The sequence below is a fragment of the Enterobacteriaceae endosymbiont of Plateumaris consimilis genome (assembly GCF_012563145.1).
Lineage (GTDB): Bacteria > Pseudomonadota > Gammaproteobacteria > Enterobacterales > Enterobacteriaceae.
Genome location: NZ_CP046230.1, coordinates 376,110 through 389,488, shown reverse-complemented (window position 1 = coordinate 389,488; position 13,379 = coordinate 376,110). Strand labels below are relative to the sequence as shown.

Annotated in this window: 9 protein-coding genes, 4 tRNA genes and 2 rRNA genes; 8 read left to right on the top strand and 7 right to left on the bottom strand. The window is 25.1% G+C overall.

The window, feature by feature from the left end:
- Positions 1-46: 46 nt before the first annotated feature.
- The 6 genes from GJT81_RS01885 (at position 47) to GJT81_RS01860 (ending at position 3,613) form a co-directional block, all read left to right on the top strand.
- Positions 47-2,983, top strand: a 23S ribosomal RNA gene (locus GJT81_RS01885).
- 49 nt (positions 2,984-3,032) lie between these two features.
- Positions 3,033-3,148 (top strand): 5S ribosomal RNA (gene rrf / locus GJT81_RS01880).
- 59 nt (positions 3,149-3,207) lie between these two features.
- Positions 3,208-3,281, top strand: a tRNA-Thr gene (locus tag GJT81_RS01875).
- A 65-nt stretch (positions 3,282-3,346) separates the two neighbouring features.
- Positions 3,347-3,428, top strand: a tRNA-Tyr gene (locus GJT81_RS01870).
- A 4-nt stretch (positions 3,429-3,432) separates the two neighbouring features.
- A tRNA-Gly gene (locus tag GJT81_RS01865) sits at positions 3,433-3,503 on the top strand.
- A gap of 36 nt (positions 3,504-3,539) precedes the next feature.
- Positions 3,540-3,613: transfer RNA gene (locus tag GJT81_RS01860), tRNA-Thr, on the top strand.
- A gap of 45 nt (positions 3,614-3,658) precedes the next feature.
- Here the strand turns inward: GJT81_RS01860 and metF are convergent.
- A complete protein-coding gene (gene metF / locus GJT81_RS01855) occupies positions 3,659-4,582 on the bottom strand; it encodes a methylenetetrahydrofolate reductase (RefSeq protein WP_169785635.1) in 924 nt (307 codons plus the stop codon).
- Between the two features lie 185 nt (positions 4,583-4,767).
- Here metF and crp point away from each other — a divergent pair, with 185 nt between their 5' ends.
- Positions 4,768-5,400, top strand: coding sequence for a cAMP-activated global transcriptional regulator CRP (crp, locus tag GJT81_RS01850; protein ID WP_169785634.1), 633 nt, complete (start codon positions 4,768-4,770; stop codon positions 5,398-5,400).
- 30 nt (positions 5,401-5,430) lie between these two features.
- Here the strand turns inward: crp and trpS are convergent, their stop codons facing one another.
- Genes trpS through aroK form a run of 4 tightly spaced genes read right to left on the bottom strand, consistent with a single transcriptional unit; the run spans position 5,431 to position 8,875 of the window.
- Complete coding sequence (gene trpS / locus GJT81_RS01845; RefSeq protein WP_169785633.1) at positions 5,431-6,447, bottom strand: tryptophan--tRNA ligase; 1,017 nt, start codon at positions 6,445-6,447, stop codon at positions 5,431-5,433.
- 56 nt (positions 6,448-6,503) lie between these two features.
- Complete coding sequence (gene rpe / locus GJT81_RS01840; protein ID WP_169785632.1) at positions 6,504-7,178, bottom strand: ribulose-phosphate 3-epimerase; 675 nt, start codon at positions 7,176-7,178, stop codon at positions 6,504-6,506.
- A gap of 44 nt (positions 7,179-7,222) precedes the next feature.
- Positions 7,223-8,320: a 3-dehydroquinate synthase gene (gene aroB / locus GJT81_RS01835; RefSeq protein WP_425591449.1), complete on the bottom strand. Its 1,098-nt coding sequence runs from the start codon at positions 8,318-8,320 to the stop codon at positions 7,223-7,225.
- Positions 8,321-8,350: 30 nt separating this feature from the next.
- Positions 8,351-8,875, bottom strand: coding sequence for a shikimate kinase AroK (gene aroK, locus GJT81_RS01830; protein WP_169785630.1), 525 nt, complete (start codon positions 8,873-8,875; stop codon positions 8,351-8,353).
- A gap of 260 nt (positions 8,876-9,135) precedes the next feature.
- Between aroK and GJT81_RS01825 the strand changes: the two genes are divergently transcribed.
- A complete protein-coding gene (locus GJT81_RS01825; protein WP_169785629.1) occupies positions 9,136-10,002 on the top strand; it encodes a transglycosylase domain-containing protein in 867 nt (288 codons plus the stop codon).
- 90 nt (positions 10,003-10,092) lie between these two features.
- On the opposite strand, the gene htpG is transcribed toward GJT81_RS01825, so the two are convergent.
- Both htpG and dnaX read right to left on the bottom strand, forming a co-directional pair.
- Positions 10,093-11,994, bottom strand: coding sequence for a molecular chaperone HtpG (gene htpG / locus GJT81_RS01820; RefSeq protein ID WP_211080538.1), 1,902 nt, complete (start codon positions 11,992-11,994; stop codon positions 10,093-10,095).
- Between the two features lie 265 nt (positions 11,995-12,259).
- Positions 12,260-13,363, bottom strand: coding sequence for a DNA polymerase III subunit gamma/tau (gene dnaX / locus GJT81_RS01815; RefSeq protein WP_169785627.1), 1,104 nt, complete (start codon positions 13,361-13,363; stop codon positions 12,260-12,262).
- Positions 13,364-13,379 lie beyond the last annotated feature (16 nt).

Genomic DNA, 13,379 nt, shown 5'->3' with positions numbered 1-13,379 from the left:
TATTAATTATAATATAAAATTATTTTAGACGATTGTGGTGTTGTAAGGTTAAGTAAATAAGCGTATATGGTGGATGCCTTGGCAGTCAGAGGCGATGAAGGACGTACTAATCTGCGAAAAGCATCGATGAGCTGATTTGAAGCGTTATTAGTCGATGATATCCGAATGGGGAAACCTAATGTATATTTTATACATTATCGTTATTTGAATTCATAGAATAACGAAGTAAACCAGGAGAACTGAAACATCTAAGTAACCTGAGGAAAAGAAATCAACTGAGATTTTCTTAGTAGCGGCGAGCGAAAAGGAAAAAGCCCAGAGAACTAATCAATTATTATATTAATAAAAATGTCTGGAAAGTCATACGAAACAGGGTGATAGTCCCGTATATTAAAATATATTAATTGTAATCTCGAAGAGTAAAACGGGACACGTAATATCTTGTTTGAATATAGGGGGATCATCCTCTAAGGCTAAATACTACTGACTGACCGATAGTGAACTAGTACCGTGAGGGAAAGGTGAAAAGAACCCCGGTTAGGGGAGTGAAATAGAACCTGAAACCATATACGTACAAGCAGTAGGAGCATTTGTTATTTAAAAATGTGACTGCGTACCTTTTGTATAATGGGTCAGCGAGTTATATTTTGTAGCAAGGTTAACTGTATAAGGGAGCCGTAGGGAAACCGAGTCTTAAAAGGGCGTTAAGTTGCAAGGTATAGACCCGAAACCCGGTGATCTAGCCATGAGCAGGTTGAAGGTTAGGTAATACTAACTGGAGGACCGAACCGACTAATGTTGAAAAATTAGCGGATGACTTGTGGTTAGGGGTGAAAGGCCAATCAAACCGGGAGATAGCTGGTTCTCCTCGAAAGCTATTTAGGTAGCGCCTCGTGTTATTCATATTCGGGGGTAGAGCTCTGTTTCGGTTAGGGAGTCATCCAGGCTTACCAATCCGATGCAAACTTCAAATACCGAATAATGTTATCACGGGAGACACACAGCGGGTGCTAACGTCCGTTGTGGAAAGGGAAACAACCCAGATCGCCAGCTAAGGTCCCTAAGTTATAATTAAGTGGGAAACGATGTGGAAAAGCATAAACAGCCAGGATGTTGGCTTAGAAGCAGCCATCATTTAAAGAAAGCGTAATAGCTCACTGGTCTAGTTTTTCTGCGCGGAAGATGTAACGGGGCTAAATTATACACCGAAGCTGCGACAATAGATTTATATTTATTGGGTAGGGGAGCGTTCTGTAAGTCGTTGAAGATAAATTGTGAAGTTTATTGGAGATATCAGAAGTGCGAATGCTGACATGAGTAACGATAAAATAGGTGAAAAACCTATTCGCCGAAAGACTAAGGGTTCCTGTCCAACGGTAATCGAGGCAGGGTAAGTCGACACCTAAGATGAGGCTGAAAAGCGTAATCGATGGAAAACAGGTTAATATTCCTGTACTCAGTGTTATTGCGAAGGGGGGACGAAGAAGGTTAGATTATCCAAGTGATGGTTGTCTTGGTTCAAGCGTGTAGATGAATTATCTAGGAAAATCCGGATAGTTAATAATAAAACATTGAGGCGTGATGACTAAGTGCTTTATTGTACTTAAGTAATTAATACCATACTTACAAGAAAATCCTCTAAGCTCTAGATAACATAGAATCGTACTCCAAACCGACACAGGTAGTCAGGTAGAGAATACTAAGGCGCTTGAGAGAACTCGGGTGAAGGAACTAGGCAAAATAGTGCCGTAACTTCGGAAGAAGGCACACTGATTGTAAGTAATAAAATTTACTTTTAAAGCTGAAATCAGTCTAAGATAACAGCTGACTGCAACTGTTTATTAAAAACACAGCACTGTGCAAACACGAAAGTGGACGTATACGGTGTGACGCCTGCCCGGTGCCGGAAGGTTAATTGATGAAGTTATCGTTTTACGAAAAGCTTTTGATCGAAGCCCCGGTAAACGGCGGCCGTAACTATAACGGTCCTAAGGTAGCGAAATTCCTTGTCGGGTAAGTTCCGACCTGCACGAATGGCGTAATGATGGTCAGACTGTCTCCACCCGAGACTCAGTGAAATTGAAATCGCTGTGAAGATGCAGTGTACCCGCGGCAAGACGGAAAGACCCCGTGAACCTTTACTATAGCTTGATATTGAATATTGAATATTAACGTGTAGGATAGGTGGGAGACAATGAAATATTGGCGCTAGTTAATATTGAGTCAACCTTGAAATACCACCCTTTAACATTTACTATTCTAACCTAGATCCGTTATCCGGATCAGGAACAGTGTCTGGTGGGTAGTTTGACTGGGGCGGTCTCCTCCTAAAGAGTAACGGAGGAGCACTAAGGTCAGCTAATCACGGTCGGAAATCGTGAGGTTAGTGCAAAGGCATAAGCTGGCTTAACTGTAAGAATGACGGTTCGAACAGATGCGAAAGCAGGTCTTAGTGATCCGGTGGTTCTATATGACAGGGCCATCGCTCAACGGATAAAAGGTACTCCGGGGATAACAGGCTAATACCGCCCAAGAGTTCATATCGACGGCGGTGTTTGGCACCTCGATGTCGGCTCATCACATCCTGGGGCTGAAGTAGGTCCCAAGGGTATGGCTGTTCGCCATTTAAAGTGGTACGCGAGCTGGGTTTAGAACGTCGTGAGACAGTTCGGTCCCTATCTGTCGTGGGCGCTGGAAGATTGAAAGGAGTTGCTCCTAGTACGAGAGGACCGGAGTGAACGCATCTCTGGTGTTCGGGTTATCATGCCAATGGTATTGCCCGGTAGCTAAATGCGGAAAAGATAAGTGCTGAAAGCATCTAAGCGCGAAACTTACCTTAAGATTATTCTTCCCAGGATATATTTGTTATTTAAATATATCCCTGAAGGGACGTTAAAGACTATAACGTTGATAGGCTGAATGTGTAAGCATAGTAATATGTTGAGCTAATCAGTACTAATAACCACCCGTGAGTCTTAACCTTACAACACCAGAATCGTTTTGAATAACTATTTATTATTAGTAATTTTAATCCTGGTATCAATAACGCAATGGTACCACCTGAATCCATTCCGAACTCAGAAGTGAAACATTGTAGTGCCGATGGTAGTATGAGATTTACTCATGTGAGAGTAGGAAAATACCAGGATTAAATATTATATAAGATATTAATTTTAAATTAAATAAAATAATAAACATAAAACAAATGCCGGCTTAGCTCAAAATGGTAGAGCAACTGACTTGTAATCAGTAGGTTACCAGTTCAATTCCGGTAGCCGGCATTTGTTTTATGTTTATGTTTAAAATATTATTACTAATTTTCTAATTTTAAAAATTTAATTATAATGGTGGGATACCCAAGTGGTTAACGGGAGCAGACTGTAAATCTGTCGTCATAGACTTCGAAGGTTCGAATCCTTCTCCCACCAAAATGCAGGCATCGTATAATGGTATTATCTTAGCCTTCCAAGCTAATGATGTGGGTTCAATTCCCACTGCCTGCTTATTTATTAAAAAGTACTAATAATGAATTATTAGTTGCTGATATAGCTCAGTAGGTAAGAGCACACCCTTGGTAAGGGTGAGGTCCTCAGTTCAATTCTGAGTATCAGCAGATGTTTTTAATTTAATTCAAAATATTTTATAAAAATAATTCTAGTTAAGTTTTATTTGTTAAAATATTTTCATTGGGTTTAATACCTAAATAAAGACAAATAGCATAAACTATTTCTAATTTATTTAAAGTATAAAAATGAAAATGGTTCACTCCTTCATTTTTAAGTCTTCTTATCATTTCTATAGCAATAAAACTTCCTAGTAATTTACATATTTTTTCATCTTGTCCATTTAAATTCTGGAACATGTTATTTATAAAATCAGGTATTTTAATATTTGTAATTTTTATAATTTTCTTTAGTTGAATAAAATTAGTAATAGGTAATATTCCTGGAATAATTTCTATATTTATTCCTTGAGATATACATTTATCACGAAAAGTAAGATAGGTTTCTATATTAAAAAAAAATTGTGTAATAGCTCTTGTAGCACCAGCATCTATTTTTCTTTTTAAATTAACTAAATCTTCTTTAATATTTTTAGATTCTGGGTGTATTTCAGGATATGCTGCTACTGTAATATTAAAATTTGCTATCTTTTTTAAAAAATAAACTAAATCAGAAGCATATATTAAAGAATTAATATTGTTATTAAATTTCGTTTTATCTCCTCTTAATGCAATAACATGTTTTATTCCATTTTTCCAATATTTTTTTGCTAAATTATATAATTCATTATTTTTTAGATTAATACATGTTATATGAGGAGCTAATTCTATATTAGTATATTTTTGAATTTTTTTTACAATATTATAAGTTTTATTATTATAAGAGTTATTAATATTTCTGTATGTTATAGAAATAAATTTTGGTTTAAATTTTATTAAAGTTTGAATTAAAATCCAAAATTTTGATTCTATTTTGCAATCAGAAGGAGGAAAAATTTCAAATGAGATATTACATTTACTAAATGATTTATTAAAAAATTTATCTATATATTCTTTTTTTTCTGTATTAAAATATTTCATATTATAATTCCACATTATATTTTTATTAATAAAAAATTATAAATTATATATTTTGTTAGAAATAATATTTATATATACTATATATATTTTTTTTAATATTTGTTATATTTAATAATATATTCTATTATATATTGAATATAAATAATAAGATTATAATTAAATATATAAATAATAAAGGATAATTAATGGTAGTTTTAAAACCACAAAAAGATCCTACTTTAGAATGGTTTCTTTCTTATTGTCAGATTAATAAATATTCGGCTAAAACTATTTTAATAAATAAAGGTGATATAGCAAATAATTTATATTATATATTAAATGGTAGTGTTGTAGTTTTAATTAAAAATAATAAAGGAAAAGAAATTATTCTTAGTTATTTAAATAAAGGTGATTTTGTAGGAGAATTAGGAATTTTTCTTCATCATCATAAACGTACTGCATGGGTAAAATTAAAAACAGATTGTGAACTAGCAGAGATATCTTATAAAAATTTTTATAATTTAATTAAAATTAATTATGATATTGTTATGAAAATTTCTGCTCAAATCGCTAATAGATTACAAATTACATCAAAAAAAGTAAGTAATTTAGCTTTTTTAGATGTAAGTGATAGAATAGTAAAAACATTATTAAATTTAGCTAGAAGTCCTGATGCAATTACTCATCCTAATGGAATGCAAATTAAAATTACTAGACAAGAAATTGGTAAGATAGTTGGTTGTTCAAGAGAAACAGTAGGACGTATATTTAAAATTCTCAAAGATCAAAATTTGATTTATGCCCATGGAAAAACAATTGTCGTTTATGGTACTCGTTAGAATTTATATTATAAAAATATTTTATAAAAATTATTTATTGTATAATCCAATAAGATTATTAATATTATTTAATGTAATTTTTGCTAATTTTTGAGCTTGATTAGATCCGTTAACAATAATATTATTTAATAATTTTTTATTTTCTCTATATTTATAATATTTTTTTTGAAATGTATGTAAAAATATACATAGGTTTTTTATTACAGATTTTTTTAAATCATTATAAATTTTACCTTTAAATTCTCTTTCTAAATTTTTAATAGAATTATTAGTTATATTAGATAATATACTAAGTAAATTAGAAATTCCTGGTTTATTAATTTTATCATATATAATTCTAGGGGGAATATCAGAATCAGTAACAGCATTATTGATTTTTTTTGTAATCATGTCATTATTATCAAATAAATTAATAATATTATTAGAATTTGAATCAGATTTAGACATTTTTTTGAAAGGATTTAATAATGACATTATGCATGATCCTTTATTAGGATTAATAATTTTTTCTGGTATTGTAAATATGTTTTTTCCATAAATAGAATTAAATCTTATAGCTATTTTTCTAGCTATTTCAATATGTTGAATTTGATCTTTTCCTACTGGAACTTTATTTGTTTGATATAATAAAATATCAGCAGCCATTAATATAGGATAATTAAATAATCCAATATTAATATTATTATTTTTTTTTAAAAATAATATTTTTTCCTTAAATTGAATCATTCTTTTTAATTCACCAAAATAAGTAAAACAATTTAATATCCAACTTAATTGTGTATGTTGAGGAACATGTGATTGTATAAAAATAATATTTTTATTTGGGTCAATATCACATGCTAAAAAAATAGCTAGCGTGTCTAAAATATTTTTATTTAAAATATTTGGTTTTTGATATATAGTTAAGGAATGCAAATCTGCAATACAATAAATACAGAAATATTTTTTTTGAATTTGATTCCATTGTTGTAATGCACCTATATAATTTCCAATTGTTATATTACCTGTAGGTTGAATAGCACTAAATACTGTTTTTTTGATTAACATATAATATTTTTATTTTTAAAGTTAAAAGATAATCAAAATATAAATTTTTAATATTATTATATTATATTATTTAATTTTATTTTAATTTGTTCAATTATTTCTCTATAAGATAAAACATTTTTAAATATAGTTGAACCTAATACTAGTACATTAGCTCCAGAACTAATTATTTTATTTATATTTTTTATATTTATACCTCCATCAACTGATAGTAATATATTTTTTTTTTTTTGATTAATTATTTTTCTTGTTTCAATAATTTTGTTAAAAATTTTAGGAATAAATTTTTGTCCTGCAAATCCAGGATTTACTGACATGATTAAAATCATATCTAATTTATCTATTATATAATTTAAATAATCTAATGAAGTAGAAGGATTAAAAGCTAATCCTGCTTTACAACCATATTCTTTTATTAAAGAAATACTACGATCAATATGATATGAACATTCTGGATGAAAAGTAATATAATCTGCTCCAGCTTGTGCACAAGAAATAATTAAATTATCAACTGGTTTAGTCATTAAATGTACATCAATAAGATTTGTAATACCGTAATCTCTTAATGATTTTAATACTAATGGTCCTATAGTTAAATTAGGAACATAATGGTTATCCATAATATCGAAATGTATTATATCTACTCCAGCTATAATAACATCATTAATTTCTTTTCCTAAATAAGAAAAATTAGCTGATAAAATAGATGCAGCAATAAAATACTTATTCATTTTGTATATTTACAAATATAATCATTATATATATTAAAAAAATTTTATATTATTAAATTTTTAGATTGTTTAATTGAATCAGAAATAACATCTTTATTAATATTATTACTTATTATTACTTTTCCTATTTTTATAGGTATAACTAAATTAATTTTATTATTATGAACTTTTTTATCTAAAAACATATATTTTAAATATTTTTTTGTATTCATGAATTTAGGATTTTGAACTGGTAAATTACATTTTTTTAGTAAATTTATTATTCTCAATGTATCATGTTTATTAAATAAATTCAATTTTTCTGCAGTTATACATGCCATAATTATACCAACTGATATTGCTTCTCCATGTAACCACGTACCATCATAATTGATTTCTGACTCAATTGCATGTCCATAAGTATGTCCTAAATTTAATAAAACTCTTTGATTGTTTTCATTTTCATCTTTAGAAACAATTTTAGATTTAAATACACAACATTTATAAACACAATAATTTATAGATTGTTTATCTAAATTTAATAATTTTTCAATATTTTTTTCTAACCAGTCAAAAAAAATATTATCAAATATAATACTATATTTAATAACTTCTGCCATTCCTGAAGAAAATTCTCTTTTCGATAATGTATTTAAATAATTTAAATCAATTATAACAGAATTAGGTTGATAAAAACTTCCTATCATGTTTTTGCCTAAACGATGATTAACAGCAGTCTTACCACCTATAGAGGCGTCTACTTGAGATAATAAAGTAGTTGGAATGTGTATTAATTTCACTCCTCTTTGATAATTAGATGCGGCAAAACCAGTCATATCACCAATTACACCACCACCTAAAGAAATTAATGTAGTATCTCTATTATGTAATTTTTTTAATAAAGATGAATAAATAATATTCATTGTAGTTAATGTTTTATATTTTTCACCATCTGGTAAAATAATATAATCTACTTTTATACCAATATTTTTTAATATATCAGATAATTTTTTAAAATAAAGAGTAAATATTTTTTGATTAGTAATAATCATTGTTTGATCACCATATTTAAAACTACTAAATAAATATGGTGTATCAAATAAATTAAAGCCTATTGTAATAGGATAATTATGTTTTTTTGTTTTTACTAAAATAGTATCTATCATACTAATTCCTTAAAATATTATTAAATATTAATTTTTTTCTAATAAGTTAATAAGTTGATTGGTAACAATTTTAGCATTTTGTTTATCTGTTTTAATAATAATATCAGCTATTTCTTTATATAAAGGATTTCTTTCTTTAGCTAAATTTTGTAAAATTTCTATAGCAGGTTTATTTTTATTATTTAATAAAGGTCGTTTTTTATCTCTTTGAGTACGTATTAATTGTTTTTCTATAGTAGTTTTTAAATAAATAACTATTCCTCTAGATGATAAATATTTACGTGTTTCTTTAGATGTTATAGAACCTCCACCTGTAGCTAAAATAATTCCTTTTTTAGTAGTAATTTCATTAATAATTTTTTTTTCACGTTTTCTAAATCCTAATTCTCCTTCTACATCAAAAACCCAATTTATATCAGCTCCAGTACGACGTTCAATTTCTTCATCAGAATCAAAAAATTCCATATTTAATTGATTAGCTAATTGACGTCCAATTGTACTTTTTCCTGCTCCCATAGGACCTATTAAAAATATATTTCTTTTTTCTGCCATTTTCTTAGTATTAATAATTTAAATTATTGTTAATAAATTTTTAAATATATATATTATATATAATTTTAATGTTAATTTTTATAAATTTGTTTATATTAAATTTTTTATTTTTAATTAAATTTATAATTTAACTCAAAGTTAAATCATAAATTTAATTTTTTCAATAGTAAATAATTATTTAAATAAATATATATATTTAATAAAAACTAAATTTATCATATATTATTAATTATATATTTCATATATAGTTTAAATATTAAATGAAATTTAATAATTTTTTCTCTAGAAAGTATTCATTATTAATAATAATGATATTTATCACTATTTATTCATATTTTTTTTTAAATCAAACTATAAATAATTTACCAAATATAACAAATATAAAACAAATGCAAGTACAATTTCCTGTTATTATTTGTCAAAATACAATACCTATAATAAATTTTAATGTAAATTATTCTAACTATATTTCAATAAATCATATTCCAAAAAAAATTATACAAGCTTTTATTGCTATTGAAGATAATAGATTTTATAGTCATCATGGATTTGATATAGAAGCTATTTTTAGAGCACTAATGAATTTAATTATATCAGGACATATAACCCAAGGAGGTAGTACTATAACTCAACAATTAGCACGTAATTTTTTTCTTAATCCTAAAAAAAGTTTTATAAGAAAAATAAAAGAAATATTATTAGCCATAAAAATAGAACAATATCTATCTAAAAAAAATATTCTTGAATTATATTTAAATAAAACTTATTTAGGACAAAATACTTATGGAATAGTTGAAGCATCTAGAATATATTTTAATAAAAAATTAAATCAATTAACATTAAGTGAAATAGCTATTTTAGCAGGATTACCTAAAAATCCATCTGTTTATAATCCTATAACATCTATAGAAAAAACAAAAAAAAGAAGAAATTTAGTTTTAGATAGAATGTTATATAAAAATATAATTACACAAAAAGAATATAATAAAGCAAAAAATACACCAATTATAAATCATAATTTAAATCAATATAAATTAAATTTTAAAAAAATAATTATAACGTTACATAATAATAATATATTAAACATTAAAATAATAAATATAAAAAATTTTACAAAAATAAAATAATAAATAATATTTATAATTAATATATGAAAATTTTATTTATAGATAAGATTTGTGTAAAATATTATTTAAAATCTTATCTATAAAAATTTTTTATATTTTATCTTTTGATAAAAAATAATTTATTCTATTTATAAATATATTAGGATTTTCTAATGTACCTTTTTCTGCAAAAATAGCTTCTTCTAATAATAAATTAATAAACTCTGTAAAATATTTTTCATCTTTTATATTCATTGCTTTTTTAATTAAAGTATGATTTGAATTTAATTCAAAATTATATTTTATTTCTGGTGTTTGTTGTCCTGCTGCAGCAAATAATTTAGCCATTTGTGTACTCATTTCATTAGTATCTGTAGTAACAATAGCAGGAGTATTAAATAAACGATCTGTGAAATATACCTTTTTTATTTTATTACCTAATAAATTTTCAACTTTTTTTATAAATTCATTTAATGTTTTTTTATTTATATCATTATCTAAATTATCTTTTTTTTTAATAAAATCATTTAATGATTCATCTTTTTTACTAATTAATTGAAGAGGTTTTTCTTGAAAATCAGTTATATAACTCATCATCCATTCATCAATATGATCAGTTAATAAAAGTACTTCAATTTTTTTATTAGAAAAAAATTCTAAATGAGGACTACTTTTTGCTGCAAGATAATTGTCAGCAGTTAAAAAATATATTTTTTTTTGTCCTTCAATCATTCGATTAATATATGATTCTAATGATACATTTTGTATAGAATTATTATTATAAGTTGAAGCAAAACGTAGTAATTTAATTATTCTATCTTTATTATTCAAATCTTCTGCAGGACCTTCTTTTAAAATTAATCCAAATTTTTGCCATAAATCATTATATAAATCTTTTGTTTTTGAAATATTTGTTAACATATTTAATACTTTTTTAGTTAACATATTTTTCATATTATAGATAATATTATTATCTTGTAAAATTTCTCTTGAAATATTTAAAGGTAAATCATTAGAATCTACTAAACCTTTAATAAATCTTAAATATTTTGGTAAAAGTTGTTCAGCATCATCCATGATAAAAACTCTTTGTACATATAATTTAATACCATTTTTATGGTCACGATTTCTAACATCCCATGGAACATTAAAGGGAATATATAATAAACTAGTATATTCTTGTTTTCCTTCAACATGATTATGAGTCCATGCAATAGGATCAGTTGTATCATGAGTTAACTGTTTATAAAACTCTTTATATTCAGAATCACTGATTTCTGATTTATTACGTAACCATATTGCTTGTGCTTTATTTATTTGTTCCCAAATATATTGTTTATTTTTTTCATCATAGGTTTGAATTTCTATTGGTAAAGATATATGATCAGAATATTTACTAATAATATTTTTAATACGCCATATATCAAGAAACTCATTATTATTTTCACGTATATGTAAAGTAATTTCAGTCCCTCGAGATTTTTTATAAATATTTGTAATATTATAATTATTTTCTCCGGTAGATTCCCAAAAAACTCCCTTATCATATGCTATTCCAGCTGCTCTAGTTTTTACTGATACTTTATTTGCTACTATAAAAGAAGAATAAAATCCAACACCAAATTGTCCTATAAACTGTGTTGGTTGTTTATTTTCTTCTAACTTTTTAGAGGTAATTTTTAAAGATTCAATAAAAGATTTTGTTCCTGATTTAGCAATTGTTCCTAAATTTTCAATTACTTCATCACGAGTCATACCAATTCCATTGTCATTAATAATAATCAATTTTTCTTTTTTATTTATAGAAATTTGTACTTTTAATTTATTATCATTTTCATATAAATTATTATTAGATAAAGCTTTAAATTTTAATTTATCTGCTGCATCAGAAGCATTAGATATTAATTCTCTTAAAAAAATTTCTTTATTGGAATAAAGAGAATTTATCATTAAATGTAAAAGTTGTTTAACCTCAGATTGAAAATTTCGAGTTTCTTGCACTTTCATTACAATATTTTTCCTTATAAATAAAATTTAGTTACTATTTTTTTATATATATTAATATATAATATTAATTATATTTATTGTAAAATTAGTATAAAAAACTTAGTTTTTTAATCAATTTTTAAAATTATTATATAAAACTTAATGTATTAAGAGTAAAAGATTATTAAATTATATTTTATAAAATAAAAATATAATTTTGAAAAGAAAGCAATAATATTTATTATTATTTCTGTAAATAATTAAAATAATTTAATTAAATATTATTAAGTTATTAAATTTTACTAAAATTAAATATTAATTTAAATATAATCACTTCAAAACCAATTTTATTATTAGGATTTAAATTTAAATTTTTTCTTCCTATAATAAATGTTTTATATATAAATCTTATTTCTTCTAAAGAAAAATTTTTCAAAATAATATTTAAATATTTTTTATTATTTTTATAAAAATCATTATATTCATTATTAATTGTATTTATAGAACCAATAATTTTAATTTTTAATAACTCATGTAATAAAAATAATATTTCTATAATTATATTATCCCAATTAATATTAAAAGATGCAATTTGTTCAATAATTTCTAATATTAAATTAATATTTTTTTTTTTTAAACTACTAATTAATAAAAACAAATATTTTTTTTTAATCAAACCTAACATTAAATAGATATTTTTAAGTGTTAATTCACCCATGGAAATTAATTGATCTGTTAAACTTAAAGCATCTCTCATACTTCCATTAGCAACATTTGATAATATATCTAATATTTTTTCATCATAATTTAACTTTTCTATATTTAGAATATGTTTTAATTTTTGAGATATTTTTTTATTTGTTATTAATTTTAAATGAAATTGTAAACATCGAGATATAATAGTAATTGGTATTTTTTGTAATTCTGTTGTTACAAATATAAACTTTACATGATTAGGAGGTTCTTCTATTATTTTTAATAAAGCATTAAAACTATGTTTTGACAACATATGAAATTCATCAAAAATATATATTTTATAACAACTTTTTATAGGTTTATATTGAATGTTATCTATTATATCTCTAATCTCTTCTACTTTTGTTTTAGAAGCAGAATCTAATTCTATTAAATCTAGAAAAGAATTATTTTTTATATTTTTACAATTTTCACATAATCCACAAGGATCATCTGTAATACCATTTAAACAGCTTAATCCCATAGCAAACAATCTGGCTATAGTAGTTTTACCTACTCCTCTACTACCAGAAAATATCCATGCAGGATGAATATTTTTTTTAGATAAACTATATTTAATAGCTTTAACTATGTGATCTTGTCCTATAATATCACAAAATTTTTGTGGGCGCCATTTTCTTGCTAATACATAATAAGTCATTAAATTTTTAATATTA